General features: G+C 60.4%; 26 protein-coding genes and 3 pseudogenes. 15 read left to right on the forward strand and 14 right to left on the reverse strand.

All coding sequences use genetic code 11. From position 1 onward, the window contains the following. Positions 1 to 5: 5 nt before the first annotated feature. The 4 genes and pseudogenes from M1D34_RS31550 to M1D34_RS31565 all read left to right on the forward strand — a co-directional run. Positions 6 to 215, forward strand: a pseudogene (locus M1D34_RS31550) (transposase); the annotation flags it as partial. A 154-nt stretch (positions 216 to 369) separates the two neighbouring features. Beyond that, positions 370 to 630: a CopG family ribbon-helix-helix protein gene (locus M1D34_RS31555; protein WP_128203975.1), complete on the forward strand. Its 261-nt coding sequence runs from the start codon at positions 370 to 372 to the stop codon at positions 628 to 630. Beyond that, a complete protein-coding gene (locus M1D34_RS31560) occupies positions 630 to 905 on the forward strand; it encodes a type II toxin-antitoxin system RelE/ParE family toxin (RefSeq protein ID WP_024325581.1) in 276 nt (91 codons plus the stop codon). Before M1D34_RS31555 ends, M1D34_RS31560 begins: the two co-directional genes overlap by 1 nt. Before the next feature lie 47 nt (positions 906 to 952). Further along, positions 953 to 2,107 (forward strand): site-specific integrase, encoded by a 1,155-nt coding sequence (locus M1D34_RS31565; RefSeq protein ID WP_498786556.1) that lies wholly within the window; start codon positions 953 to 955, stop codon positions 2,105 to 2,107. Positions 2,108 to 2,113: 6 nt separating this feature from the next. Here M1D34_RS31565 and M1D34_RS31570 read toward each other — a convergent pair whose 3' ends face one another. Further along, on the reverse strand, positions 2,114 to 2,446 hold the full coding sequence (locus M1D34_RS31570) for a hypothetical protein (RefSeq protein WP_498786558.1): 333 nt from the start codon (positions 2,444 to 2,446) through the stop codon (positions 2,114 to 2,116). Positions 2,447 to 2,515: 69 nt separating this feature from the next. Between M1D34_RS31570 and M1D34_RS31575 the strand changes: the two genes are divergently transcribed. After that, positions 2,516 to 2,785, forward strand: a complete 270-nt coding sequence (locus M1D34_RS31575) for a hypothetical protein (RefSeq protein WP_498786560.1) — start codon at positions 2,516 to 2,518, stop codon at positions 2,783 to 2,785. Between the two features lie 84 nt (positions 2,786 to 2,869). Continuing rightward, positions 2,870 to 3,460, forward strand: a pseudogene (locus tag M1D34_RS31580) (nucleotidyl transferase AbiEii/AbiGii toxin family protein); the annotation flags it as partial. A gap of 13 nt (positions 3,461 to 3,473) precedes the next feature. On the opposite strand, the gene repC (M1D34_RS31585) reads toward M1D34_RS31580, so the two are convergent. The 9 genes and pseudogenes from repC (M1D34_RS31585) to repC (M1D34_RS31625) all read right to left on the reverse strand — a co-directional run bounded on the left by repC (M1D34_RS31585) (position 3,474) and on the right by repC (M1D34_RS31625) (position 12,526). Next, positions 3,474 to 4,688, reverse strand: coding sequence for a plasmid replication protein RepC (gene repC, locus M1D34_RS31585; protein WP_498786562.1), 1,215 nt, complete (start codon positions 4,686 to 4,688; stop codon positions 3,474 to 3,476). Positions 4,689 to 4,883: 195 nt separating this feature from the next. After that, positions 4,884 to 5,876: a plasmid partitioning protein RepB gene (repB, locus tag M1D34_RS31590; RefSeq protein ID WP_208180158.1), complete on the reverse strand. Its 993-nt coding sequence runs from the start codon at positions 5,874 to 5,876 to the stop codon at positions 4,884 to 4,886. After that, positions 5,873 to 7,090, reverse strand: a complete 1,218-nt coding sequence (repA, locus tag M1D34_RS31595) for a plasmid partitioning protein RepA (RefSeq protein ID WP_088204109.1) — start codon at positions 7,088 to 7,090, stop codon at positions 5,873 to 5,875. Before repA ends, repB begins: the two co-directional genes overlap by 4 nt. Before the next feature lie 371 nt (positions 7,091 to 7,461). Beyond that, a complete protein-coding gene (locus tag M1D34_RS31600) occupies positions 7,462 to 8,346 on the reverse strand; it encodes an ArdC family protein (RefSeq protein WP_498786565.1) in 885 nt (294 codons plus the stop codon). A 221-nt stretch (positions 8,347 to 8,567) separates the two neighbouring features. Next, positions 8,568 to 9,617: pseudogene (locus M1D34_RS31605) on the reverse strand (Fic/DOC family protein). Between the two features lie 69 nt (positions 9,618 to 9,686). Further along, the gene (locus tag M1D34_RS31610) at positions 9,687 to 9,890 is read right to left on the reverse strand and encodes an antitoxin VbhA family protein (protein ID WP_498786567.1); all 204 of its coding nucleotides are present in this window, start codon (positions 9,888 to 9,890) and stop codon (positions 9,687 to 9,689) included. Between the two features lie 120 nt (positions 9,891 to 10,010). After that, a complete protein-coding gene (locus M1D34_RS31615) occupies positions 10,011 to 10,343 on the reverse strand; it encodes a DUF736 family protein (protein WP_127514751.1) in 333 nt (110 codons plus the stop codon). A gap of 396 nt (positions 10,344 to 10,739) precedes the next feature. Then, a complete protein-coding gene (locus tag M1D34_RS31620; protein WP_498786569.1) occupies positions 10,740 to 11,237 on the reverse strand; it encodes a thermonuclease family protein in 498 nt (165 codons plus the stop codon). Positions 11,238 to 11,248: 11 nt separating this feature from the next. Continuing rightward, positions 11,249 to 12,526, reverse strand: a complete 1,278-nt coding sequence (repC, locus tag M1D34_RS31625; protein WP_498786571.1) for a plasmid replication protein RepC — start codon at positions 12,524 to 12,526, stop codon at positions 11,249 to 11,251. A 709-nt stretch (positions 12,527 to 13,235) separates the two neighbouring features. Between repC (M1D34_RS31625) and M1D34_RS31630 the strand changes: the two genes are divergently transcribed. Then, on the forward strand, positions 13,236 to 14,006 hold the full coding sequence (locus M1D34_RS31630; protein ID WP_498786573.1) for a carboxymuconolactone decarboxylase family protein: 771 nt from the start codon (positions 13,236 to 13,238) through the stop codon (positions 14,004 to 14,006). A gap of 523 nt (positions 14,007 to 14,529) precedes the next feature. Here M1D34_RS31630 and M1D34_RS31635 read toward each other — a convergent pair. Beyond that, the gene (locus M1D34_RS31635; RefSeq protein ID WP_498786575.1) at positions 14,530 to 15,423 is read right to left on the reverse strand and encodes a LysR family transcriptional regulator; all 894 of its coding nucleotides are present in this window, start codon (positions 15,421 to 15,423) and stop codon (positions 14,530 to 14,532) included. Between the two features lie 107 nt (positions 15,424 to 15,530). On the opposite strand from M1D34_RS31635, the gene M1D34_RS31640 reads away from it, so the two are divergent. From M1D34_RS31640 to M1D34_RS31675, 8 genes are all read left to right on the forward strand, one after another. Further along, positions 15,531 to 16,163, forward strand: a complete 633-nt coding sequence (locus tag M1D34_RS31640) for an NADPH-dependent F420 reductase (RefSeq protein ID WP_498786577.1) — start codon at positions 15,531 to 15,533, stop codon at positions 16,161 to 16,163. 152 nt (positions 16,164 to 16,315) lie between these two features. Continuing rightward, positions 16,316 to 17,650, forward strand: a complete 1,335-nt coding sequence (locus M1D34_RS31645; protein ID WP_088218251.1) for an ISNCY family transposase — start codon at positions 16,316 to 16,318, stop codon at positions 17,648 to 17,650. Positions 17,651 to 17,957: 307 nt separating this feature from the next. After that, positions 17,958 to 18,353: a (R)-mandelonitrile lyase gene (locus M1D34_RS31650; protein WP_498786580.1), complete on the forward strand. Its 396-nt coding sequence runs from the start codon at positions 17,958 to 17,960 to the stop codon at positions 18,351 to 18,353. A gap of 68 nt (positions 18,354 to 18,421) precedes the next feature. After that, the gene (locus M1D34_RS31655; RefSeq protein ID WP_498786582.1) at positions 18,422 to 19,261 is read left to right on the forward strand and encodes a dihydrofolate reductase family protein; all 840 of its coding nucleotides are present in this window, start codon (positions 18,422 to 18,424) and stop codon (positions 19,259 to 19,261) included. Further along, positions 19,261 to 20,325 (forward strand): PQQ-dependent sugar dehydrogenase, encoded by a 1,065-nt coding sequence (locus M1D34_RS31660; protein WP_498786639.1) that lies wholly within the window; start codon positions 19,261 to 19,263, stop codon positions 20,323 to 20,325. The genes M1D34_RS31655 and M1D34_RS31660 overlap by 1 nt, the downstream gene beginning before the upstream one ends. Positions 20,326 to 20,359: 34 nt before the next feature. Beyond that, entirely contained in the window at positions 20,360 to 20,740 is a 381-nt protein-coding gene (locus tag M1D34_RS31665) for a DUF2255 family protein (RefSeq protein WP_498786584.1), read from the forward strand. After that, on the forward strand, positions 20,737 to 21,720 hold the full coding sequence (locus M1D34_RS31670) for an aldo/keto reductase (RefSeq protein WP_498786586.1): 984 nt from the start codon (positions 20,737 to 20,739) through the stop codon (positions 21,718 to 21,720). Before M1D34_RS31665 ends, M1D34_RS31670 begins: the two co-directional genes overlap by 4 nt. 248 nt (positions 21,721 to 21,968) lie before the next feature. Next, a complete protein-coding gene (locus M1D34_RS31675) occupies positions 21,969 to 22,526 on the forward strand; it encodes a (R)-mandelonitrile lyase (protein WP_498786588.1) in 558 nt (185 codons plus the stop codon). Positions 22,527 to 22,722: 196 nt separating this feature from the next. Here the strand turns inward: M1D34_RS31675 and M1D34_RS31680 are convergent, their stop codons facing one another. The 3 genes from M1D34_RS31680 to M1D34_RS31690 all read right to left on the reverse strand — a co-directional run bounded on the left by M1D34_RS31680 (position 22,723) and on the right by M1D34_RS31690 (position 25,533). Next, the gene (locus tag M1D34_RS31680; protein WP_498786590.1) at positions 22,723 to 23,469 is read right to left on the reverse strand and encodes an SDR family oxidoreductase; all 747 of its coding nucleotides are present in this window, start codon (positions 23,467 to 23,469) and stop codon (positions 22,723 to 22,725) included. Positions 23,470 to 23,651: 182 nt separating this feature from the next. Then, the gene (locus M1D34_RS31685) at positions 23,652 to 24,842 is read right to left on the reverse strand and encodes an MFS transporter (RefSeq protein WP_498786592.1); all 1,191 of its coding nucleotides are present in this window, start codon (positions 24,840 to 24,842) and stop codon (positions 23,652 to 23,654) included. A 355-nt stretch (positions 24,843 to 25,197) separates the two neighbouring features. Then, positions 25,198 to 25,533 carry a hypothetical protein gene (locus M1D34_RS31690; protein WP_498786594.1) on the reverse strand — a complete coding sequence of 112 codons (336 nt, stop codon included), beginning with the start codon at positions 25,531 to 25,533 and terminating at the stop codon, positions 25,198 to 25,200. Between the last annotated feature and the right edge of the window lie 5 nt (positions 25,534 to 25,538).

Below are 25,538 nucleotides of genomic sequence, written 5' to 3' on the forward strand. Positions count from 1 at the left end.
CCGGCCCGATCGAGCGCCTCAACGGCGAAATCAAACGCAGGACCGAGGTCGTCGGCATCTTCCCCAATGATGACGCCATCGTCCGCCTCGTCGGCGCGATCCTGATCGAGCAGAACGACGAATGGGCTGTGCAGCGCGCCAGATACATGACGCTGGAAACCAGCAGCCAGATGAGCGATGATCCGCTCATCAGCCTGCCAGCCGTGGCGCGCTGATCATCCCGGCCCATGCCGGAGAACGCGGCGACCCAGCCGCCACCTACACCACTCCCTGGGACATGATCTGTTTGGGCCGCGCCACCCTTGATTTCGCTTCAATAATAATCAATAATAATCATTGTGATTGAGAATGAATCGGCAGGAGTCAAACATGGAAACGAAGGTGCTGACGGCGCACGTACCACTGCCGCTCGCCGAGAAAGTCGATCAGATCGCGGCCCGGCTTGAGCGCTCGCGCGGGTGGATCGTCAAGCAGGCGCTGACCGCCTGGGTCGATCAGGAAGAGGAGCGCCGACGCTTGACGCTGGAAGCGCTTGCCGACGTCGACGCTAGCCGCGTTATCGATCACCAGGCCGTCCAGGCCTGGGCCGACAGTCTTGATAGTGACAAGCCGCTATCCTTGCCGCTGTGATGAAACTTGAGTGGACGAGTAAGGCAGTCGCCGATCTCGGGCGCCTCTATGATTTCCTGGCACCGGTAAATCGGCAAGCTGCGGCTCGTACTGTGCAATCGTTGACGAGCGCTCCAGCACGCCTGCTCGAACAACCGCGCATCGGCGAACGGCTGGAGGAATTCGACCCTCGAGAGGTTCGGCGAATTCTCGTTGGCCATTACGAAATACGGTATGAGATCCGGCAGTCGACGATCTACGTGCTGCGGCTTTGGCATACGCGTGAAGACCGCTAGGAAGGTGCCAAACGGAAAGGCGTCTTGTGGCAAAGGGAAACTGTCCTGTGACAATCGGCGAGGATGCGATCCTGCGCCGCGCCGAGGAACTCGACGCGCTCGACGCCATCCTGCCCTTCGACCGCCGCGACCAGCTCGCCGCGCTGCTGACTGACGACGACGTCGCCACACTCAAGCATCTGGCGCAGGAGGGCATAGGCGAGAATACGCTGCGCGCGCTGGCCTCCGACCTCGGTTACCTCGAGGCCTGGTGCCGCCTCGCCACCGGTGACCCCCTCCCCTGGCCGGCGCCGGAAGCACTGCTCCTGAAGTTCGTCGCCCATCACCTCTGGGATCCGGCCAAGCGCGCCGAGGACGCGGCCCACGGTATGCCGGCCGATGTCGAGGCGGGACTGCGCGCCGAACGCCTGCTCCGGTCGCCCGGACCGCACGCGCCGGGCACGGTCCAACGGCGGCTGACCTCCTGGTCGATCCTGACGCGCTGGCGCGGGCTCTCTGGCGCGTTCGGGGCGCCGTCGCTGAAGAGCGCGCTCAGGCTGGCGGTCAGGGCGAGTAACCGGCCGCGCCAGCGCAAGAGCAAAAAGGCAGTGACCGGCGACATTCTGGTGCAACTCCTTCAGACTTGTGCCGGCGATCGGCTGGTGGATGTGCGCGACCGAGCCCTGCTCTTGGTGGCCTTTGCCTCCGGCGGCCGGCGCCGCTCGGAAGTCGCGGCTCTGAGTGTCGAAGATCTCGCCGACGAGGAGCCGGTCCGCGCTGATCCCTCCGACAAGGACTCCCCTCCCCTGCCTTGCCTGTCGATCCGTCTCGGCCGCACCAAGACGACGACCGCCGACGATGACGAACATGTGCTGTTGATCGGCCGGCCGGTGACCGTGTTGAAGCGATGGCTGTCCGACGCGCAGATCAAGGACGGCCCGGTGTTCCGGCGCATCGATCAGTGGGGCAACGTCGACCGACGGGCGCTGACGCCGCAGTCTGTCAATCTGATCCTGAAAGCACGCTGTGAACAGGCCGGCCTCGATCCGGCGCTGTTTTCGGCCCATGGATTGAGAGCCGGCTATCTGACCGAGGCTGCGAACCGCGGCATCCCTCTTCCAGAGGCGATGCAGCAGTCGCTGCACAAGTCGGTGACCCAGGCGGCCAGCTATTACAACAACGCGGAACGAAAGAATGGACGAGCGGCCCGGCTGATCGTCTAAACGTAACTAAGCACCGAAGAGTGCATCGGCTCGCTTCTCAAATTCTGCCGGCTCTACATCCGCCTCTGATGTGTGGTGCTCGTCAGCACCCGATGCTGCCCTGCCCCAGGCTTCAGCACGCTGCGTCGGCGACGCCATCTCTTCCTTGAGGCGATGCGAGCGTTGCAGGTCGGCGGCGTGCGCGGCGTTCTGGCGGGGATCGTAGAAGACGCCGATCGCCTCGCCGGCTGGCTGTCGTGCCGCCTCCAGTTGTGCTTTCAAGCTCTCCAGCTCGGCCTGGCCTGCGCCGTCGCGTGCGGCCCCGACAGAACTCAAGTTCGCCGGAGTCGACCTCCTCACCGGCGATCCTTGTTTCGCAAACATCGGCGCGGTATATGTAGAATTCCAGGTGTTCTATGGTTCAGGAAGATGTCGATTGTTGCAGTAAAGGTTCTGTCCACTGTCAACGCCCCTTATGGGACGACCCTTTCGGCTGAGCAGCTGGCGGCGAAGATTTCCGATCCTGCCAGCGCAGTCTCTTTCGATCCTTCAGCATTTGCCTTCTTTTCCGAGGTCGACGAGAGTCTTCAGATCTCGTTCCTGGACGAAATGCACGTTGATCCGACGGCTGCCTCCGATCTGGCACGGAAGTTCTCCGTACTTGCTGGATACCCCCTCCCCTTGGCGCGGGCGGCGTAGTTGGTCGAACACCCGGTCAGCAGATGGAGCGACCTATTTGAACAGGCTTGCCGGATCATCGAACAAACAAACTCCGAACTTACTATGATCGACAGTTGGACTTTTGGGGGCGGTACAGCCCTGATGCTCCAGATCGATCACCGTGAGAGTTTCGACGTCGACATTTTCCTAGATGATCCGCAACTTCTGCCATATCTGAATCCGAAGACACAGGGATACGCTCTCGACATCAACCCTGACGGCTATGAGTCCGATGGATCGCGGACATTGAAGATTGTTTTCGAGAATGTTGGCGAGATCGACTTTATCTGTGCCCCTAGCCTGACCGGCAATCCGACGGTGAGAGCGGAGGTGCGCGGACGACACGTTCTGCTCGAGACCCCCGGCGAGATCATCGCAAAGAAGGTTTACTACCGCGGCGCCGCGATGCAGCCCCGCGACATGTTCGACATCGCTTGCGTCATGAAAACTCACGGCGTGGAATACCTCGATGAGGCCTTAAAGGCCTTCCAGGATAAATGCGAGGCGGCGCTGAAAGTTGCTCGCCAGATGAACCCGCAGTTCGCGGAAACCATCATGACGAGACTTCTGTACCGAGAGAGCTTCTCCGATATTCCGCGTTTGGCTCAGTCAATGACGATTGAACTCCTGGAAACCATCTGCACTGGCGCAAAGAACCTAGGGGAACCTACGAAGCCTTACGGCCCGGGGCGCCGTTCGCCCGCAACAACGCCATCAACATTGGCCCAAGCGAGAACTCGCCGCAGGCAGCCTTGCGTGTCAGATTGCGCAAGTAGCCGCCGGCGTTCTCTATGTGCCCTGCCCTTTCGAGGATACAAGCGATAACCGCCGCGGCGTTCTGCGGCCCAAGGGTCTCGCAGGCGTCCTGATAGGCGCTGGGGCTGACGCCGAGCATCGATCGGACAACCACCGCAGCCGACATCAGGTCTCGCCAGCTTTCGACATTACCGCTCGGCCCATAGTCGCGGATACCTGGGCATGCCTGCAGCACCATACCGAGCGGAAATGCCTTTATCGGCTCTTTTGTCGGCCGGATGGCTTCGCTCAATTTCGCCCCCTGCTCCTTTCCAGAGCTAGGTTCAAGTTCATTGCTGGATTCGGTATTTGAATTCTGTATGTGACGTTCATTTTGAACAGCATTGCTGTCCATATTCTCGGAATCTGGCTGAACTTCCAGCCGGTTGATGATTTCCTCGCGCAGCATCTCCATTTCCTCGAGGATTTGCTGTAGATCGGCAACCGTCGGCGTGCGGGGGATGCGCCCGGTCAGGCCGAGGAACATCTCCTCGATGCGTCCCCAGTCGCCGGCAGCCCCCTCCTCCATCGCAGCGCTGATTAACTTGCGGACGTCGCGCCGGCAGATCGATAGCGCTTCCTTAGTGATGCGGAACCGCTTGCGCTCGGCCGCCACCTGCTGCGCGGCTTGCGCGAGCTCCTCAGCTCGCGCAAGCAACGGCGCGAGGCTGAAGCCGAACGCCTCTTCGATTCCGCCAGTTTTGTCCTTCCGGGCGTAGCGCTTACCGTTGGCGCTGTCCTTGCGCTGGATCAGGCCAGCGTCGACGAGCGCGGCAAGATGCCGGCGCAGCGTCGTGCCGGCGATGCCGTGTGCGCGGACCGAGAGCTGGTCGTTCGACGGGAATACGACCAGGCCGCGGTCCTCCGAGAGCTCGTTGTCCGGATAGAACGTCAGCAGCGCGTCCAGCACCGCCAAGGCGCGGTCCTGGACGCCAAGCACCACCCTCGCCTCGCAGGCGTCGCGAAATACCTTCCATTTGTCGGCTTTCTTGCCGGCCTTGATTTCTGCCGTCCGCATCTGCCCTTTAATTTGGGCAAGCGTAACCGACCGCCGCCCGAAGGGCGTCGTCACATTTCCAACCTGCATTTCACTTCCGCCTTTAACTAGGCAAAAGAAATCCGCTCACCAAAATCGGTGCCAAAGACTCTTGACTGGGATTCGGGGAAATGCGATTCTCAGATTGCTTAGATATGAGAGAGGCTTCCACGACGGCGACGTTTGGGGGGCCTTTTTCTTTTGCGGTTGTCTCCTATTTGCTCCGATTGTCAGCTGACAATTTGATTAGCCCGCTGATTTTCCGTGTTTTTCCTGCTCAAACCTCGCAACTAACTCATGCATGTGTGAGGAAAGGAATTCTGCGAACTCTGCCGATGTCACCGTGATCTTCGAACCGCGGGCATTGCGTTCGATTGATGCGAGTGGCAAGCCCTTTTTGGTTCGCACCGCTTCAACATCCTTCGATCTTTTTTCGGTTGCCGTCATAGTTTTCCATAGACGATCGAATCGCTTGTTGGTCTCGTCCGCCAAAAAATCAGGCGCCTCAATTTCCTTCTCGAGTCGTTTGGCGGACGCGCCGTCCTTCAGCCTCTCGGCGAAAGCCAGCCAGCGCGGCCGCCCGACTTTCGGGGCCGGGCCTACAGCCAGGATAATTTCAGATGGGACACCTTCAGCAACTTGCAACAGCCGGGAGATCTCCGGCTTGTCGACAGACAATGCCTTGGCAATCGTATCGCGGTCGAACCCGTGTTCCTCCAAACGGCGTGCAAAGAGAGCCCGTTCAATGAAACTGAGGTCAACACGAGGGCCGTTCTCCTGGCCCTGTGCGAGAATGACTTGCTCATCAGTCAGGTTACGGACAATCGCCTTGACGGGCCGGCCGAGGTCGGCTGCAGCACGCAGACGTCTGTGGCCGTATGCCGCCTGATAGTTGCTCGTCCTAGTGGGGTGAGGCCTGACGAGGATGGGAACCTGCTGGCCGCTGTCTGCGATCGACGCCTTTAGCTCGTCAAATTGCGGATCGGCTTCAAGCGGTATGCGATCCCGAATGAATGAGACCTCTACGAGAGCGGGATCGAGTTCGACGACCTTATCCCCCGCAGCGATCGCCTCGCGCAATTCCTTGGCGGCCGCCGCCTCTTCATTCAAACGCCCGAGCGACAGGTTCATGGCACGGACAGCGCCGGCTGGCTTGTGTGCCACCGGCGCTTGCGGAGCTTCCGTCTTGGTGTGCTCGGCCGAGTTCACCATGCTCTTGAGGATGTCTCTGCCTTTCATGCCCTACCCCATGCAGTTCGGATGAGCGCCTCGACTTCGGAGTTCACGCTGTCCATAGCTTCAACGGCCCTGTCGTATGTTTGTCGGTGCATCGTTTCGCGGCCCGCCTCGTAGATCGTCTGCTTGGATAGGCCAGCGTCAGAGACAGCGGTCGACTTGACCATCATCGAAGTCAGAACGCGTTCGCCAAAAAGGCTTCTGAGAAACGCAACGATTTGTGCCTGAGGCCCGTCGTTGGGTTCGTACCTGGTCACCAGGTACCTCATCCAGTCGTAGTCGAGATTACCTCCGGCCTCCTTCACCACCCCGAGCAGATCCGAGGTCATCGATAGGAACTGGTTCATCGATGCGACATCGAGCATTTGCGGGTGAACGGTGATCAGCACCGAAGTTGCCGCACAAAGTGCCGAAAGCGTGAGGAAGCCAAGTGTCGGCGGGCAGTCGATGACTACGACATCATAGCGGTCCTGTAGATCCGTGAGCGCATTGCCGACGCGCATGAAGAACATGTCAGTATCGGCGGAGTCCCTGGATGCGAGAGCCCGCGGCGTGTCATGTTCAAACTCGTGAAGCTCCAGGTTCCCCGGTATCAGATCTAGCCCGGCGAAATAGGTTTGCCGGACCACCTCCCCCACAGGGCGTCGTTCTGCGTCATAGCGGATAGCACCATAGAGCGTCTCATTGTCGTTCACATCGAACTCAGGTTGGAAGCCGAGCATGGCTGACATGGAGGCTTGAGGATCGAGGTCGACCGCCAAGACGCGATAGCCGCGCAACGCAAGATACTGGGCCAAATGCGTTGCGGTCGTTGTCTTGCCAGAGCCGCCCTTGAAGTTGGTCACCGCGACCACCTGAAGGTGATCGCCTTCGCGCCGGCCAGGCAAGTAGGCCGGTTTCGTTCGTCCGAGAAGCTGCCGGATTGTGTTCACTTCTTCAAGCGAGAAGGTCCGTCGGCCCGCGGACGTCTTTTCGGATGTTACCGCCTCTTCCTGCGAGGCGATATGCCGGACGTAGCTGTCAGTGACACCGAGAAGCTTAGCGGCCTCCGTGCTACTGAAACGCCGAAGCATTTTCTTTGCGTTGGGCGAAAAAAGCTTCTCGAATAAGATCTGCAGCTGGCCACTGAGCGAGGCCGAGTCGTGCGCTATGGTTTCGTCGATTGAAACACGGACGCGCTTCTGTTGGTTTTCAACAATCGCAGCTTTTGTAGCCATTCACGCAAAATCCAGAAATTCATTGAAGTTTCCGCAAATGATCTTGAATCGCGTGTTGGCGTCAAGGAGTTTTTGGTTAACTGAAATTAACGGTTGTGGCTAACCAGATTCGACGCAGAATATCAGAGACTTACCTGAATTGTCAGCTGACAACGCCAGTAGATAAAACGTACCGATAACCGCCGTCGAATTCGATTCTGCGAACGAATCGGTTGCAGGTGTGGCGACTCACCAATGAGTCGAACGGCCACAAGCGGCCGGTACTGCATTGCCCTTCCCCAGGAATAGGCTCTCTCCCGAGGCAGTCTGGCGGGATGCAACGTCGCGCAGGCACTCGCTCGATCAGGCGCGAAGGCGAAGGAACAAGGCCGCTAAGGAGCCTTGCCCTCCCCTCGCGCCTGCAACTCGTGCAGGTAGTCGGCCGCTGCCTGGGCTTTGGCGGCCGCGGTGATGATCGCCCGCTTGTCGTTCTTCAACGCTTTGAGCCAGCTTTCCAGATAGGTGGCGGTATTATCGCGAGGATCGTGGGCCACTCCGAGGTCGGCGCAGAGAAACGAAGCGGAGAGCTCAGCAACCAGCTCCTCGATGGCGTAGCTTTCACTGCCGAAACGGCCGCTTAAGTCACGGTCGAGGCGATGCTTTGCGCCTGACCAGTGCGACATTTCGTGAAGCAGGGTCGAGTAGAGGTGAACCTCGTCGACGAAGCGTGCCCGATCGGGCATGAGGATGTCGTCAGGGGCGGGACGATAGCAGGCGGTCGTTCCGCCGTAGGTGATCGCTGCGCCGGTGTTGCGGACGAAGGTTTCGACAGTCTCAAGATGCGGAACTGGCGTCGCCGGCAGCTCCTCCGCCGGCCGATAGAACCGGTCTGGAAGGTTCTCGATCTGATCGACGTTGAAGACCGTGTAACCCTTGAGATAGGGGATTGCGCGCTCGTCGTCATCTTCGCGCTCCTTGGGGGTGAATGTACCGTACTTGACTACGAGGGATCCTTTCTCGCCCTTTCGAACCTGGCCGCCGAGATCCTGAGCTTGGCGGTAGGTCATCCAGGTATTTTCCTCGTAGCCGGCGAGCTCGCTTGCGAGCCACAGCATCAGGACGTTGATCCCGCGATAGGCTTCGCCTGTTGCGCGGCGCGGAACGAGGGAGCCGCGGCTGTTTCCGCGCCAGGGCCGGATCCACGGCTTTGTGCCGGCTTCAAGCTGCTCGATGATGGTATCGGTGATGCGCTGGTAGGTGTCCTTGATGCTCTGCATTGCCGTCTCCTTCCGTTGGTTGACGGCAAAAAACGGAGATAGCAGAAGCGAGCCCATGCACCCGAAGGGCCGCAACAGAGTGGAGGACCGCGCCAGCGGTTGCGTGGGGGAGGGGCTATCGTAGCTTGTGCGTCAAATCACCCAACGGAAGGAGAGGGCGCAGAACATCGGCGCCTCCTGCTCACGGATAGCTCTTGCAGCTTAAAGAGCCGGTGGGCAGGTTACCGCTCGCGATCGTCGTCATCACGCTCCCGACTGCGCTGTGCCGCCATTTGCGCCTCGATCGCCTTCAACTCCGGGTTATGGTCCTGCTGTGGCTGCCGCGCTGGCGCCGGCTGCGATTGCGCCCACCTGGGCCGACTGCTCGCGCCTCACTCGGGAAAAGTCCGACCGGGCAGTGAAGGTAATTTCCTCGTCGTCCGGCAACCTCTCCGGCAAATCCGTGCGATCGGCGACGACAATCCCTTGGTCGGTCACAAGGCTGGCAACGCGATTGTCGTGGCCGAGAACCGTTCCTGTGATCTCCTCGCCGGCGCGGGCGGTGCGGACATGGTGTTGCAGGGGCTCTTCGCCGACCTCCCGCAAGTCTTCGAATGCGGATCGGAGAGCCTCCCGGCGCCCGGGGTTCATCGCGTCCTCAATCGCATGCTTCATCGCGGGACTGGACGGGTCGTTCGTGGTCTCGATTGACGCCTCGATCATGCGCGGCCTTGTGATTACGGAAAAATCGATCTCTTGGCCGTAATGGCGGCCCAGCTCGGAAATAAAAGCCTCTTGAGCACGCCCGTTGCCCTCTCTGAACGGATGCACATAGTTCAGCTCTGAGAGGACGCTTCCGGCCCGCTCAGCGAACCTTCGGGCGTTGCAATGCGAAGGGCCTGCGGGTCTCGGATCGGCTTCAGCGCCTCGTCCAGACCGATTTCTAGGCGCTAGCCGGGCAGGAAGGACGTGCCGCCTTTAGAGAGGCCGCCGATCGGCTCTACTCGCTGACCCTCAACGACGGGACTTTCGTTGCGCGTATGACCGGCCCATTCGTACACATCCTGAAAAATGTAACCGTGAATCGCCTTCAGGTGAGCTTTGTCGAAATTGCCTTTCGGGGCCATCGCCTTCAGCAATTTCCCCTAACCGCACGGCGGTCGCGCGATACTCTTTCACGCGCAGCTCCGAATGGGTTTCAATGCCCCATCTGTTTTTCAGAATGTTCGTCCGGTCCGGATCGTCCGACGTGTTGGGTAGGTGTAGGAACCCTTGGGGCGCTCATCAGCCATGGCGAAGCTCAACAAAAAGCCGCCAGCTCTAAGCAGGCGGCCTTCTGCTCTTGAAGGTTGATCGGGAGATTATCTGACAGGCGGCTCGATCATGAGCTGCCGGTATTCCTCGCGGGTGATGTCGCCGGCGACATACCGCGCGGTCGCCTCCTCGAGGGCAGAATCGTGAACATAGCCCTGCCGAATATTGGCAGCGCGCGCCTGCTCGGCGGCCTTGCGCCGCTTCTCGATAGCTTCCGGGGAACGATCCGGACGGCGGGAATGAACGTTCATCGGCAAATCTCCAGTCACGGGCCACCCTAGCAGGAAAAATGCTGAAAATCCAGCAATTTGCCGGTTTTTCCGACCTTTCGAAGGTGAGCGCCCGGCTACTCGCCGGGCGCTGTGAGCGGATCAATCGCGGGGTTCCCATTCGATGATCGCCTGCAGGGAGGCATCGTCCTGGCCGGGGAACCGGCCGAGATTGGCATTGTAGCGAAGCTTGCGGATCGAGAGGGTGTAGTACGGCTTGCCGTCCTGGTTCTCTTTCTTCCAGATGCCGCCGACCTCGATGTCATGGCCGCGCGGTGACTTGGCGTAAACGCGGTGCGTCGGAGCCTTTTCATTGTCGGACGCGAACGGCACAACCTTGATGTCCATGTCGCGGTCGATGGTGGAGATGAGGCCGGCGCCCTTTGCGGTGTCGAGGTTGTCGCCGTCGAACTGGATGTAGTTGGTGATGTTCATGTCTTTCACTCCTCTTTGGTGGTTGCGATGATCGTTCCAAGGCACGGCGGAAAGCGGTGCGCACCGTAGGCCGGAGCGTGAGCGGAGGAGGCGAGAGGACGCAAAAATTTGCTTCGCGAGGAAGCCGAAGGCGGGGAAATTTTTGTGGCGTCCGCTTTGCGTAAACCGGCGCCGACGTGCGAACGAGCGTCAAAAGCAACCGCCTTGGAGGAGTGTGGCTTGAACCGTTTTGGCAACGTTTCCCCGTTTGTCAGCGACGTACCAACCGCACAATTTGCGCCAATATGCTGCAATTACGCGAGCTGATCAACGTTTTCCGGCGATTCCGACGGCTACACTGAAGCAAAATGCTTCGCGCGCCGTCGGCGCCACTGCTCCGTATTGGCTATCTCGCGGTCACGGAATCCGGGAAGATTTCGAACGGCGGTATTCGTGCGGGCTTTCGATCTCCGCGGACCACATGCCAAAGCCGCTATCTCGGGCGCGGTTCTCGGCCTGGCCGTACTCGACCTCGCTAATCGCGTGTGTCGCAGGTAGGTACCGTAGCATTGCCTCCGCCAGTCCTGCCTTCACCATCGCAAACCCGATATCGACGTCTCCAATGAAGCACTGGCCCACCAGGCGGCGATACTGATCCTGATCGATGATGTCGCAGCGAACGTGCTGGCCGTCGATCATTTTCCCAAGATAGCTGCGAGCTGCGACGCCACAGCGCCATAACTTCCCGTTTTTCAATCCGGTCTGGTCGCGCTCGCAAGCATCGATCGCCGCTATCCTGATTCGCTGATTCCTTATGCCGATGGTGTCGCCATCGATCACGCGGGCACGGCCGGAATAATCCGCGGCCTCTGCCGAACCGTGAACGATGACGAGGGCGGCGAAAAGCGCCGGCAAAGCGTTAGGTCTCAATGTCTGAACTCCATGGAATTTCGGGCGGCGAGCCCGAAGACAGAGCGGGCGAGATGCAATTCGCCCGCTCTAGCGCGGTCCGTCATAGCCCGCAAATAGCCTCCCGGCGAGCTGACTTCCTGCCGGTCGTATTTCTCAAGTGTCACGGCGACGGCGACGGCGGCTTGCTGCTCGCCCATCTGCTCGACGGCGCGGCCGCGGGCATCCTCGGAGATACCGGCAAACCGGCACATCAGCGGCACGGCCCGCGCTAGGTCGGCCCAACTGCTGGGGGCAAACCCATAGGTCTTCAGCGCTGGCACCGCCCTAAGCACGTCTTGCAATGCCACCATTGCCTGCGGCAAGCGCCGTGGCTGGTTGATTTCGCTCCGGCCTCGCCTCAGGCCTTCTTCAAAAGCCCATTTGCTGGCGGAGCCAGCCTTAGGTGAACTGAGTTGTTCGGCGTTAGCCGAACGCCGTTCCTCACTACTATCGTCAAAGGAATGAGGGGTTGTAATCTGTGTGTGCATGCCGTTTTCGACATGCGGGCATGTCATGTTGTTGGTTTCTGAGACTTCTGCAGATCGGCGGGGGAGCTGCATCAGCCGCTCCACAAGCCACTCCAAAATGGCGGTTGCGCGGCGCAGCATCCCGCTCGAGCCCTTGCCGGCAGCTTCAACAACATCGCTTACGCGCTCGATGCGGGATCCGATGCGATCCAATACCTGCGCAGAAAGCTCTGCTGCTGCCGAAAGGGCATAGCGGGCATTGCGAAGCGCCCCACGATAGCGTCGCAAGGCCGCATCGGCGGCTTTCTTCTCAGCCCGAACCTGTCTCACGAGCTCGTCAAGTTCGGCATATCGGACGATCAGGATGCGAAGGTCGATCCCGCAACCGTCCGTGATCTCGCCGTCGCCATTGCGGATCGGATAGCGCTTGTAGTTGCCGCTGTCCTGCATCGTGATCAGACCAGCGTCGAACAGGCGCGACAGCATCCGGCTGACGCGACCGATCGACCGGCCGATCTCAAAGGCCAGTTGCTGGTTGGACTTGAAAACGATCGGCCTGCCGGACTTGTCGAACGATTCGGCGGCGGCCGTATTGATCAGCGCCACCAACAGGTGGCTTTCGGTTCCGTTGATTAGCCTTGTGCATGTCAGGCTTTGCGCAAGCACGGCCAATTGAGCACGCGTCACGGTTCCGATATCCGCCGACTCTGCCAGACGCCTGAATTGCGCACGCTGCGGCGTTATCCTGCGGCCGACTGGCCGCTGGTGCGTTCGGATATTCCCCATTCCTCGTCTCCATTTAGGGACCAGGCAAAGCTTCGCCGTTCACCGACAAGGTGCTTTTGCAATTGACAGGGAAGGGAGGGTCTGCGAGAAAGGATTCGGCTTATTTATCTACTCTTTGACCCCCGCTTCCGGACTTGTTCGGGAGCGGTTTTTCTTTTCTGGTCGGGCCTGTCATCTCCGTGAAATTTGATCAGAATGCGTGAGCGCCGGAATCACGAGTGATTCCGCCATTTGAAAACTAACCTGATAAACCAAAAGGGTGCAACAACGTGCTACACGCAAAAGCCTGTAAGGCGCGCGGTAGACCGAACATACCCTTATTTATTAATGGTTTTCCTTGTTTCTGCTGATCTTAAGACGCCGCCTTTGAGTCACAAGGCTGAAGCAATTTGATGCATACCAGTTCCTGAAACGCAAGAACACCCGGGCGGGAAGGGGAGTTTGAGGGGAGGGGGAGGCGGGCCTCCCCTCAACATGGATTGGGGGCCAGGTCGATCCTGGCCCACGGTCATTGGCGGTTGTGAAGCGAGAAGGGCCGATCAAGCGGGAGGAACGTGAAGCGGAAGTTAGACTGCAATTCGAGGTGCACCCGTGGCGTTGGCCGCTTCCATGAATGAGACTCATCAAAGCTATCGCATCTCGGCGACTAATATCATTGCCGCCGAGCCATTATCCTTTCGGGGTCAAAGTCGAACGAAGGGAATGGAACATGAAACAACTGATCCCAGCAGGTGTTCTCGCAGCCATGCTGTCTGCCGGCACAGCTTACGCGCAGGAGGCGGTTGAACCGGTAATGTCGGATCGCATCGGCCAGGTCGCGCCGGCACTCAAGAACTATACAACAGAGGGACTTTTCGGGAGCGTATGGTCCAACGACGCCCTGTCGGCGCGAGACCGGAGCCTGGTGACGGTGGCCATCCTGATCACGCGCAATCAGAATGACGAACTCGCAGAATATATCGGACGCGCCCTGAAGACGGGCGTCAAGCCGGCGGAAGTCAGCGAGACAATCACGCATCTGGCCTTCTACACTGGCTGGAGCAATGCCATGTCTGCCGTGGACGCAGCAGCAGAAGCCTTTGAAGCAGCCGGGGTCAGTAAGGACCAACTACCAGCGGTAGAGCCCGAGCCTCTGCCGCTCAACAAGGAGGCCGAAGATGCCCGTGAGGCACAGGTGCAAGGGAATTTCGGTGAGGTCTCGCAAGGTGTCGTCGACAACACGCGCGAGTTTCTGTTTCTCAATCTGTGGCTTCGGCCGGACCTTGCCCCCCGTGATCGCAGCCTGATCACCGTCGTCGCATTGATTGCTTCGGGCGGGGTCGCGCAGATGCCGTTTCATCTCAATAAGGCGATGGACAACGGCCTGACGGCGAAGGAAGTCGATGGCGTTCTCGCTCATACGGCGTTCTACACCGGCTGGCCGAGCGTGTTCACGGCGCTACCGGTGGCTAAGGAAATTCTCGCTGGGCGTGCCAATTGACAACAATGAGCCGAAGCGTCCGCTTTGAGCCCATTCGCTTCCAAGTCTCCAGCCGGCTGACGGCCTCGTCAGCCGACCTTTCGGCGTCGGTCCGTTCGAGAATCTAGCGCCGTATCGCGGTCGTCCGATCAGGAAAGCAAGGACACGGGCGGTATCCCCGTGCTGCGGCACCAATCGGGTCTGCATGACCGAGTGCTCCAGGTTCGGCACCATCCTCCGGAATGAGCGTGCCTGGCCCAATCCGAATTGGCGACGGGGGATCGCCGCACTTTTTCTCCGCCATGTAATGCTCGAAGCGGTCGTTGCGTGCGCGCTGGCGACCGGCTTCCGGAAAGACCGACACAAGAGCCGGAATCCGCGTCTCCGGGTGGCCGCGATCGTCTCGATCATCCGTCGCCATCGTTCGCTTGAGCGCTTCGGGTGGACCCCACGTTGTACCCTAATCTGAAGCTTTTCAGGGGATGGGCATCAAGCAAGAAAAATCGCCGTTTGCTGGGAAGCAAATTTGAGCGGCCTACATAGATCACTCCCGATGTCTTAGCGCCTCCACAATCAGTGCGAAGGCGGGTGATGTTTGCCGACGATGGGGATAGTAGAGGAAATATCCCGGAAATGGTGGACTCCATTCGCCCAGGACGACCTGGAGACGGCCTGCCGCGACATGTTCCTCGGTCAGGCTCTCGGGGACGTAGGCGATGCCGAAGCCTTCAACGGCCGCTTGAAGGCAAGGCACGATGGTGTTGAAGGTGAGCTGCCCGCCTACCCGGACACGGATTTCGCGACCGTCCTGTTCGAACTCCCAGGCGTAGAGACCGCCATGAGTGGGAAGACGCAGGTTGATGCACTTATGGCTGGTCAGATCCTGGGGGGTATTAGGGACACCGTGCCGGGTGAAATAGTCGGGTGAGCCGATGGCCACCATGCGGAAGTCCGCGCCAACGCGGACCGCGATCATGCCATCGGAGATCTGTTCCCCAAGGCGGACACCGGCATCGATCTTTTCGCCGACGATGTCAGTCAGGGCATAATCCGTGATGATCTCGATCTGAATGTCACGATGCTCTTTAAGCAGATTCTTCAGCTTCGGCCACAGCACTGTGTCCGCTGCAAAGTCTGTCGCGGTGATGCGAAACGAACCTGCGGGACGATCCCGCAGGTCGATGAGGGAAGCGAGCTCTTCCTCTGCGCTATCGAAATGCGGCGCGATCCTTTGCAGGAGCCGCTCGCCCTCGGGTGTAGGGACGACCTTGCGCGTGGTACGCGTCAAAAGACGGATGCCGATGCGCTCCTCCAGGCCCTTCACGGCATGGCTGATGGCAGACTGCGAAATTCCGAACTTGGCGGCGGCCCGAGTGAAGCTGCCTTCACGGGCGACAGCCATGAAGGCGAGGAGATCGTTGACGTTCTCACGCAGCATTCATGAATTCCTCTCATCATAATTGTGAGATTGTAGGCAATCCAGATCGAAAAGGAACAGGCTACGAGTCCATTGGGCCGTTTGCATCGGCCGGAAGGGAGCTGACGATGAAAATCGCGATCGTGGGATCGGGCCTCATGGGCGGAAAACTTGGAACGCTGTGGGCACACGTAGGACATGATGTGACCTTCAGCTATGCGCGCAGCACCACCAAGCTTGCGCGACTGGCAAGCGAGGCGGGAGCCCGGCAGGGCAGCGTGGAGGACGCTGTCGCAGAGGTCGATGCCGTCCTTCTGGCCGTGGATTGGTCAGGTGTTGGAGATGTGCTGGAACAGGCAGGAGACTTAGCGGGGAAGCTCGTGGTCAATTGCTGCGTGCCGCTCGACATGCAAAACCGGGACCTCGTCGTCGGCGTCACGACTTCGGGGGCCGAAGAACTGGCGAGGATGCGGCCGAAGGCGCGCTGGGTCTCCGCCTTCCACACCAGCCCGAGCGAGGCCTTCTTTGACGTGTTCGCTCGCAAGGGCCGCGAGTCCCGCCCGCAACTGCTATATTGCGGCGACGATCACGAAGCCAAGGCGACTGCTGCCGGTCTGATTGAGGATATCGGCTATGAACCGCTCGACGCAGGACCTCTGCGCACGTCGCGTTTCATCGAACCCTTCGCAATGGTCACGGCCGAATTGGCCTACGTGCAACCGGGCGGCCCCAAGCTGACCTATCGTTTTTCCAGGCTTTGATCGTGCTAGTCTAGTGCCCGTCCATAAACGGTAAACTGCTGAATTTATTGGGCGAATCGCGATATCTGCGCGGGCAAAGCCCGGCGGTTTCAGGTATACTTTAGATCAAGCTACTGATTCTAAAGACAAACCCGTAACCGCCGGAACCGACAATGCGCCAAGAACGCACCGTCCAAGCCAGCATATTTGATCTTTTCGCCGAACACGAGATCGGTCGTGAACTGAAGGCGATGTCGGAATGGCTGGATGAGCATGGCGATTTGCTCGGGCTGGTGGCGCGGGACCTGCGCCGGCATGGTCTCAGACAGACCGGCCGCGAGGGGCTACCAGCCGAGGCTGTGCTGCGCTGCGCGCTGCTCAAGCAGCATCGCCAGTTGAGTTACCAGGAACTGGCCTTCCACCTCGAAGACTCCGCCTCGTTCCGGGCGTTTGCCCGGCTGCCGTGGGGCTGGAACCCGAAGAAGTCGGTTTTGCACAAGACGATCAGCGCGATCCGGGCGCAAACCTTTGAAGAGATCAACGGGGTGCTGCTGGCGAGCGCCCGGCAGGAGAAGCTGGAAAGTGGCAAGGTCGTGCGCGTGGACAGCACCGTTACCGCCGCACTGATCCATGAACCGAGCGACAGCAGCCTGTTATGGGACGCTGTGCGGGTGACGGTGCGGCTGTTGCAGCAGGCCGAGGCACTGGGTAGCGCCATTCCATGGCACGACCATCGCCGCGCGGCAAAGAAGCGGGCTCGGGCGATCGAATATATCCGCGGCCGCCCCAAACGGATCAAGCACTACCGCGAACTGCTCAAGATCACGCGCACGACCTTGAGTTATCTGCAGCAGGCCAGTGAACAGTTGCCGCTGACGGCGGGCCCGGCCGGCGAACTGTGGCAGGCCCAACTCCGCCACTACCGGCCGCTGATCGAGCGGATCATCGCCCAGACCGAACGGCGGGTCCTGGCCGGGGACCCGGTTCCGGCCGGCGAGAAGCTGGTGAGCCTGTTCGAGCCGCATGCCGACATCATCGTCAAGGGCAGCCGCGACGTCGACTACGGCCACAAACTCAATCTGACCACCGGCAGAAGCGGACTGATCCTCGACCTCGTCATCGAAGCCGGCAACCCGACCGACAGCGAGCGCTTGCTGCCGATGCTGGAACGCCACATCGCCTTTTACGGCGAGCCGCCGCGTCAGGCGGCGGCCGACGGCGGCTATGCCAGCCGCGAAAATCTGAGCGGAGCCAAAGCCCGCGGCATCCGCGACATGGCCTTCCACAAGAAGCGCGGCCTCAGCATCGAAGACATGGTCAGCAGCCGGTGGGTCTATCGCAAGCTGCGCAACTTCCGCGCCGGCATCGAGGCCGGCATATCTTGCCTGAAACGCGCTTATGGCTTGGGGCGCTGCACCTGGCGTGGGCTCGACCACTTCAAGGCTTATGTCTGGTCGTCGGTGGTCGCTTACAATCTCGCCCTCTTCGCCCGCCTCAGGCCGACCTGACGCTCCTGATCCAGTGGCGTTCAGAGCAAGCCCGGCGAGCGTCGGCCGATACCCTATGACCTATTGCCGCCAGATCGCTCTTCGGGCCATAACCTGCGCCGCCTTGTGCCATCACGCGTCCCAAGAAACGGTGTCAGCCGGCAAACAACCTTTCAAAACCGCCGAAAAACAGGCGTTTATGGACGGGCACTAGTCTAGGTTTCATGAGCTCAATTCATAACCATCTTCAATGAAATCAACCTAATCTCTCGTTCCGTGATCGATATACTTACCGGCAGATCGCTGAGCCTAGAAAAGGGAGAGATTCATGAAAATCACCCGCGCGGGGTCTACCCCTTCCACCAAAGGACCGGCGGACTGGTTCACCGGCATCGTCCGCATTGATCCGGTGTTTGCAGCCGAGGAGCCCGGCCGTGTGTCTGGGTCCGCGGTAACCTTCGAGCCCGGTGCGCGCACTGCCTGGCATACCCATCCGGCCGGCCAGACTCTCATTGTGACCGCCGGTCTGGGCCGCGTTAAGCGCGAGGGCGGGCCGATCGAGGAAATTCGTCCCGGCGACGTCGTCTGGTTTCCAGCCGGCGAAAAACATTGGCACGGCGCGGCACCGGACGTCGCCATGACACATCTGGCCATTCAGGAGTCGATCGACGGCAGCCCCGTCACCTGGATGGAGAAGGTCACTGACGAGCAATATCGCGGCTGAACCACTCAAAAGGCCGTTTGCTGTCCCGCCTGGCTTGTGTGCCCGCCGGGCGGTCGCATTTGCATTCTTTGATCGAGAGCCAGATAATGCACCCCAAAATCACCTGTCATATGATTGCATCGGTCGACGGGCGACTGCTGCCCGAACGCTGGTCTCACGGAACCATCAAGGAGACGAGCGATCTGATCCATCGGGCCTACGATCAGTCGGCCGAGCGCCTGGGCGGCGACGGCTGGATGGTCGGGCGCAACACGATGGCCAGCTATGCCGATGGTGAGCGGGTTCCCGCACCAATGTCGACCCTCGTTGTTCGGGAATCGTTCAAAGGCAAGCGCGGCAAGCGCAAGCTGGCAATCGCGATCGATCCTTTCGGCAAGCTCGTTTTCGCCGGTCACGAACTCGATGGCGACCATGTGGTGATGATTCTCTCCGAATGCGTGGAGGACACTTATCTCGCCGATCTTCGTAGCAAAGGCATCTCCTATGTCTTTGCCGGTCCGGACGGCAGGAATTTGCGCAAGGCAATGAAGACGTTGCACTGCCTGTTCGGCGTCCGCGAAATCCTTCTGCAGGGAGGCGGCCAGATCAACGGCGCTTTTCTGGCTGCAGGACTGATCGATGAATTCAGCACCCTTGTCTTTCCGGCAATCGACGGGATGCACGCCACTCCTTCTATTGTCGATTACCAGGGCAAGGACACTCAAGAACCAGCCGCGGGCCTGCGGCTGCGCCTGATCCCAACGAGACGCTGGAAGAGGGCGTGGTGTGGCTGCGCCATGCCGTGGAACGCAGTCATGACACACCAGAACATGCCTGAACCTCAGGCTGATCACGCGACCGGGAGGCTGGGTTTCGCTGCAACCGCGACGATGCCCAGCCAGATCGCCGGGAGAAGGAGCAAAAGATGATGAAGACATTCCTTGCCAGCCCGGCACTCGTCCTGATTTCGGTCGTGTGCCTTGCCTCCGCAAGTTTTGCCCAAGGCGCCACCCCGATTCTCGATCGTGGGCAGAACGGCTGGACGACCGAAACCGTTGCGGATGGGCTCGACTATCCCTGGGATGTCGTGCGCGACGGGGACCGGCTGATCCTGACGGAGAAGGCAGGGAACGTCGTCATCGTCGACAACGGCGAAATCCGGCGCTTCGCCGTCGAGACAAGCGCGCCGCTGCGCGCCGAAGGTGGCGCGGGGTTGCTCGGCCTTGCGCTTGCATCGGACTTTTCGGAAAGCGGCCGGGCCTTCTTCTACTATTCCTACGAGGCGGAATCTGGGCCAGCCAACCGCGTCGTTTCTGCGAGCTTCGACGGGAGTGCCTGGCGAGAGACCGGTATCCTGGTCGACGCGATCCCCGGCCACCGCCTCTACAATGGCGGCCGTATCGCCATCGGGCCGGACAGCCATCTCTATGTGACGACAGGCTGGACCGAAAATTACGACCTGCCCCAGAACCTCGACAGCCTCGCCGGCAAGGTCCTGCGGGTAACACTCGACGGTGAAGTGCCGTCGGACAATCCTTTTGCAGGGTCTCCGATCTATTCTTACGGGCACCGCAATCCGCAAGGTCTGGCATGGAGCCCCAAAGGCGAGCTGTTCGTGTCGGAGCACGGTCAGGCCGCGCTCGACGAGATCAATCTGGTCGAAGCCGGCGGCAATTACGGCTGGCCCGAGATCCAGGGCAATGAAACCCGGGACGGGATGCAGACGCCCTTCGTCCATTCCGGGAACTCGACCTGGGCGCAGTCGGGCATTGCCTTTGCGGGCGAAGAACTGCTGGTGGCCGCGCTGCAGAGGCGTGGGCTCTACGTCCTCGATCAGGAGAACCGGACCCTCCAGCCGGTGTTCGAGACCGGCGAACGCTACCGACAGGTGCTGCCGGTCGGTGACGACCTTTATGTCATCACCACCAATCGCTCGCCGCGTGGCGAGGGCCCGTCCAGCGACAGCCTGATCCAGCTGTCTCCTGCCCCATGACCGAAGCAGCACCGCAAAATGCAAGGAGGGAGACATGAGCCCGTGGAGCAACGAACTTCTGCAGCGGATCACGCAGAGCGATGATCTCCATATTGCGCCGCTCCGGGACGACCTCGCCACTTCGGGACACCGACTTGGATCTGGCCGGTGGTCGTCGACGGCAATCTGTACGTGCGTGCGTAACTCGCGCTGGTACCGGTCGGCCATGAAGAACAAGGGGGGCCTGATCGAAGCGGCCGGCGAGACGATCAGGGTGACCTTCGAGCCGTCCGATGGCGACGGCATCAATGACGGTATCGATGCAGTCTATCAGGCCAAATACAGCGCGAGCCAGTATCTCTCCCCCATGGTCGGTGCGCGGGCACGGGCCGCGACGGTCAGGATCACACCACGCGTTGAAGGAGGATCATCATGAAGAAGCGGATGCTCGGGCAGGGTCTCGAGGTCTCGGCGCTTTCGCTTGGGGCCATGGGATATGGCAAGACGCGTGACATTCCTGATCGGGTCGAGATGATCGCGCTGTTGCGGGCAGCTGTCGAGCGCGGCATGGATTTCTTCGATACTGCCGAAGTCTACGGCCCCTGGACCAACGAGGAAATGGTCGGCGAAGCGTTTGCCGGCATGCGCGACACGGTGAAGATCGCCACCAAGTTCGGCTGGGATATCGATCAGGTGACGGGCGAGCATCGCGGTGGTGTCAACAGCAAGCCTGAACAGATACGTAGCGCCGTCAATGGAAGCCTCAAACGTCTGCGAACCGACTATATCGACCTCCTTTATCAGCACCGGGTCGATCCCGACGTGCCGATGGAAGAGGTCGCGGGCGTGGTCAAGGATCTAATCGCGGAAGGCAAGGTGCGCTGGTTCGGCCTGTCGGAAGCCGGTGCGAACTCGATCCGTCGCGCCCATGGGGTCCAGCGTGTCGCCGCCCTCCAGAGTGAATATTCGCTTTGGACCCGCGAGCCGGAAGCCGAGATCATTTCGACCGTTGAGGAGCTGGGGATCGGGCTTGTGCCCTACAGCCCCTTGGGCAAGGGCTTTCTGACCGGCAAGGTCGATGCCGGCACCGCTTTTGCAAGCAACGACCTGCGTTCGCAGATTCCACGTTTCGAGGCGGCGGCGCGGGAGGCGAACCGCAAGGTTGTCGACCTGATCACGGCGATCGGCCGACGCCGCAATGCGACCCCGGCGCAGGTCGCGCTGGCTTGGCTGCTGGCACAGAAGCCGTGGATCGTGCCGCTGTTTGGCACACGCAAGCTGGAACGCTTCGAAGAAAATATCGGCGCTCTCGACGTCGATCTCACGCCGGACGATCTGGCCGAGATCAACGATGCCGGTATCGCCATTCAGGGTGCGCGCTATCCGGAGGCCATCCTTCGTAGATCGGGTCTCTGACCCGGCACGCCCGCCTGATGCGGATCGATGTCCTGAACGACGCTCCGGTCGCTCACAGGCAGCATAATCCGACAAGCAAACATGCGGATTTGTGGCCGCGAAAGGTCGTAGTCTGTCATATCTGCGTGTTTTTCAGAAACACGGTTCATAATTGCAATCGAAATTCCCTGTCTAGTCGTTGTCCAGTCGATCTGATGGACTGGCTTTCATTCGTACCGTGTCAACCAACTTGCGTGAAAGGAAGACTGATGTCCGAGAATAACAGGGATAAACTTCACCTGGCCGATCACAGCCGTCGCAATCTTCTGAAAGCTGGCGCGGCATTGGCCGCCCTGCCGGTCGCAGCCGGCTTCGCCGGTAGCGCTGTCGCACAGGAAGCGGCAGGGGCTTCAGGCGCGAACACCCAGCAAATCCAGATCACCCCGAATCGTTCGACGCCTTCCGTCATTGGCGACCCGGCTCAGTTTTCCGGCCATGTCGTGATCGACCCGCTCTTCCCGGCCAACGAGTTCACCGGCGCGACGGGTGGACTGGTGACCTTCGCTCCGGGCGCGCGCACCGCCTGGCACACGCATCCGGCCGGTCAGATACTGATGGTGACCGAAGGCAGGGGGTGGATTCAAGAAGAGGGCAGCGAGAAGCGCGAAATTAATCCCGGCGACGTAATCTCGATCCCGGTGGGCATCAATCACTGGCACGGCGCCACCGACACGTCCGGCATGGCGCATATCGCCATCACTTACATGCGCGACGGCAGCAACGTCACATGGGGCCAACTCGTCACGGACGAAGAATTCGCCAACTGACGATACCCGGTGATGCGCACTGAGAAGGAGGCTAGAATGCATGTTGGCAGGATATTTCATGCAGAACCGGCGCGCCTGCTCGGTCGCTCTTCTATCCGCGGTTGCCGCGCCCTTCGATATCCGGGCGCGGCATCGATTATCAGCGACCGTCGCTCTCAGGCCGTAGGACTGGACCAGCTCACCTCCGCGATCGGAATCAGAGTTCCTGCGCCGTCGGCCGGAAGAGGATCTCGTTGATGCCGACTTCGTCGGGCTCGTTGATGGCGAAGGCAACCAGTCGAGCGAAGGTTTCGGCGGGAACGCCGACCTGAGCCACATAGTCCTGGTTCGCTTGCTGAACGTCCTTCTCGCTGATGTGGTCAAGGAGCTCGGTCTTGACGGCGCCAGGCGAGATAATGGTGGTGCGGATGTTGTAACACGCCATTTCCTGTCGCAGCCCCTCCGAAAGGGCCCGCACGGCGAACTTGGTCGCGGAATAGACGGCGGAGCCGCCGAAGAGCTTGTGGCCGGCGACCGACGAGAGATTGATGATGTGGCCCGACTTCTGCTCTTGCATATAGGGGAGCGCGGCGGCAATGCCGTAGAGCACGCCCTTGATGTTGACGTCGATCATCTTGTCCCACTCGTCGACCTTCAGCCGATCCAGGGGCGAAAGCGGCATCACGCCGGCATTGTTGATGAGAACATCTATCCTGCCATAGGTCTTGACCGCCCTGTCCACGAGATTCTTGAGGTCATCTCTTTTGGTGACGTCCGTCGTGACCGCAGTGGCCTTACCACCCGCTTCAGCGATTTCTGCTGCGAGCGCATCAATGCGGTCGGAGCGACGCGCGCCCAGGACAACGCTCGCGCCTTTGGCGGCGAGATGGCGGGCAGCCGCCGCGCCCATGCCGCTGGAAGCGCCGGTGATTACGACGATCTTGTCTACAATATTGTCTGTCATTTGGATCTCCCATGCTGATCAGGATGGCTTCCAGCCTCGGACGCGGGGGAATTGGGTCAGAACGCGTCGCATGCGGCAGCGGGCTTATTCAGGTGATTGCAAGATAAGGGTCGAGGACCATGGTCATAAAACCGCTCCCATTGCATACTGTCATGAAGCCTCTTCATGAATCATGGCGGCTGTCAGTGACTGCTTATTGCCGCAGTGCGCGCCGCCAGCAAGGCGGCAAGCAGTAGGATCCCGGCGCTGACGGCAAAGGTCATCTGATAGCCGCTGAGATCGAAGAAGGCCCCACCGACGACCGCCCCGAGCGTGATCGCAAGCTGGATGACGGCCACCATGAGCCCGCCGCCGGCCTCGGCATCCTCCGGTAGCGAGCGCGCCAGCCAGGTCCACCAACCGACGGGTGCCGCCGTGCCGATCAGCCCCCAAACGCCCAGGGCGGTCGCCGTGACGGGCAGGCTGTAACCGAAGCCGATGAGGATCGCGGCGATCACCGCCATTCCGACGGGCATGACGATCAGGGTCCGGTAGAGGTCGTTTTTCAGGAACACGCCGATGAGGCTGGTTCCGACAACGCCGGTGAGACCGATGCCGAGCAGAATGAGCGAGAGCGTCGGGATGTCAACCTGCGTGACCGCCTCGAGGAAGGGCCGCACATAGGTGAAGAGCGCGAACTGGCCCATGAAGAACAGTCCGACGGAGGCCATGCCCAAGGCAACCAGCGGCTGCTTGAGCAGCTTGAACACGTTGCCCGAACCGGGCCGGCGCTCAGCCTTCATCAAGGGCATACTGACCATCTGCCAGACGAAAACGATCACCGCGACCGGGACGACGCAGAAGAACGCGCCGCGCCAGCCAATGTTCGAGCCGAGGAATGCCCCGAGCGGCGGGGCAACCACCGTCGCCAGCGCATTGCCGCCATTGAAGATCGCCAGCGCTTTGGGAACATGCCGCTCCGGCACCAGCCGCATCGCGGTTGCCGCCGACATGGCCCAGAAACCGCCGATGACGACGCCGATCAGCGCGCGTCCGATCATGAAGATCACATAATTCGGCGCGATGGCCACGATTGTCCCCGATACTGCCATCACGCCGGTCAGCGCGAGCAGCAGAATCTTGCGATCGAGGTGCCCGGCGACCGAGGAGATAAACAGGCTCGTCAGAACGGCGAAGGCGCCGGAAATGGCGATCGCCTGTCCGGCCTGTCCCTCGGAGACGTTCAGCTCGGAGGCAATGGGCGTCAGGAGGCTGACGGGCATGAACTCGGAAGCGATGAGTGCGAAAACGCATAGCGACATGGCGAGGACACCGCCCCAATAGGCTGGGCGTTCCTCGGCATCGTTCGTCGCGGCAGAAACCTGGGCGGACATTTCTATTGTTCCTTCAAAGCTGCAGTGGCTGCAGAACGCAGCCTTGCTGAGCGGACACGGGGCTGCCCGGCAATATCCTCGCTTATGATCGAAGGTGGCGCCGGCTCGTTTGGTTTGCACCGTTTGGCAGCACCGTTGTGTCTGAGACAGCACCTTCAGCCGTCGAAGCCGGACGAATCCAATGTGATCAAAATAGGGGAAGACCCGATCAGCAACTAGCGGGCTAAAATCGCATGCTATCATGAGGAGGATTCATGAAACCCTTCCGAGACCTGCGAGATGCGACGAACACTCGGGTCGCCCGCAGGGGCGAAAAGCGTCGTCCACCACAGATCGAGACCAGATCCGACCACCTTCACGCCTGTGCTACGCCCTTTTTCGGTTCTTTTTTTCGTAGGCTGCGGAGATGATCGTCGGACTGGTTGCGCCTGCGATCGCGCCAGAGGGTCATCGAATAGCGGGTGAGGATTGCTGGAAGGGCGCCGACGCCGGTCCAATGGCCGAAACGGCGTAACCGACGCAGTGAAATCCAAAAATCCAGACTGTAGGTAAAGGTGAGCTTGTTGAGGACATCAAGCACCGAGAAGCTCCACGCGCCGCAGATTGCGATCAGAGCCGCGACGACACGCAATATCAGCGTCCGGCCAGCGTTCTCCTGCGACAGACCCAGGCTAGAATGGGTCATGGCCATGACGC

The organism is Ensifer sp. D2-11, assembly GCF_054161295.1.

Bases quoted from the DNA above. Each gene is read 5' to 3' on its own strand.
- M1D34_RS31555 (WP_128203975.1), top strand. From the start codon at position 370: ATGGAAACGAAGGTGCTGACGGCGCACGTACCACTGCCGCTCGCCGAG.
- M1D34_RS31560 (WP_024325581.1), top strand. From the start codon at position 630: ATGAAACTTGAGTGGACGAGTAAGGCAGTCGCCGATCTCGGGCGCCTC.
- M1D34_RS31575 (WP_498786560.1), top strand. From the start codon at position 2,516: ATGTCGATTGTTGCAGTAAAGGTTCTGTCCACTGTCAACGCCCCTTAT.
- repC (WP_498786562.1), bottom strand. From the start codon at position 4,688: ATGCAGGTTGGAAATGTGACGACGCCCTTCGGGCGGCGGTCGGTTACG.
- repB (WP_208180158.1), bottom strand. From the start codon at position 5,876: ATGAAAGGCAGAGACATCCTCAAGAGCATGGTGAACTCGGCCGAGCAC.
- repA (WP_088204109.1), bottom strand. From the start codon at position 7,090: ATGGCTACAAAAGCTGCGATTGTTGAAAACCAACAGAAGCGCGTCCGT.
- M1D34_RS31600 (WP_498786565.1), bottom strand. From the start codon at position 8,346: ATGCAGAGCATCAAGGACACCTACCAGCGCATCACCGATACCATCATC.
- M1D34_RS31610 (WP_498786567.1), bottom strand. From the start codon at position 9,890: ATGAACGTTCATTCCCGCCGTCCGGATCGTTCCCCGGAAGCTATCGAG.
- M1D34_RS31615 (WP_127514751.1), bottom strand. From the start codon at position 10,343: ATGAACATCACCAACTACATCCAGTTCGACGGCGACAACCTCGACACC.
- repC (WP_498786571.1), bottom strand. From the start codon at position 12,526: ATGGGGAATATCCGAACGCACCAGCGGCCAGTCGGCCGCAGGATAACG.
- M1D34_RS31630 (WP_498786573.1), top strand. From the start codon at position 13,236: ATGAAACAACTGATCCCAGCAGGTGTTCTCGCAGCCATGCTGTCTGCC.
- M1D34_RS31635 (WP_498786575.1), bottom strand. From the start codon at position 15,423: ATGCTGCGTGAGAACGTCAACGATCTCCTCGCCTTCATGGCTGTCGCC.
- M1D34_RS31640 (WP_498786577.1), top strand. From the start codon at position 15,531: ATGAAAATCGCGATCGTGGGATCGGGCCTCATGGGCGGAAAACTTGGA.
- M1D34_RS31645 (WP_088218251.1), top strand. From the start codon at position 16,316: ATGCGCCAAGAACGCACCGTCCAAGCCAGCATATTTGATCTTTTCGCC.
- M1D34_RS31650 (WP_498786580.1), top strand. From the start codon at position 17,958: ATGAAAATCACCCGCGCGGGGTCTACCCCTTCCACCAAAGGACCGGCG.
- M1D34_RS31660 (WP_498786639.1), top strand. From the start codon at position 19,261: ATGAAGACATTCCTTGCCAGCCCGGCACTCGTCCTGATTTCGGTCGTG.
- M1D34_RS31665 (WP_498786584.1), top strand. From the start codon at position 20,360: ATGAGCCCGTGGAGCAACGAACTTCTGCAGCGGATCACGCAGAGCGAT.
- M1D34_RS31670 (WP_498786586.1), top strand. From the start codon at position 20,737: ATGAAGAAGCGGATGCTCGGGCAGGGTCTCGAGGTCTCGGCGCTTTCG.
- M1D34_RS31675 (WP_498786588.1), top strand. From the start codon at position 21,969: ATGTCCGAGAATAACAGGGATAAACTTCACCTGGCCGATCACAGCCGT.
- M1D34_RS31680 (WP_498786590.1), bottom strand. From the start codon at position 23,469: ATGACAGACAATATTGTAGACAAGATCGTCGTAATCACCGGCGCTTCC.
- M1D34_RS31685 (WP_498786592.1), bottom strand. From the start codon at position 24,842: ATGTCCGCCCAGGTTTCTGCCGCGACGAACGATGCCGAGGAACGCCCA.
- M1D34_RS31690 (WP_498786594.1), bottom strand. From the start codon at position 25,533: ATGGCCATGACCCATTCTAGCCTGGGTCTGTCGCAGGAGAACGCTGGC.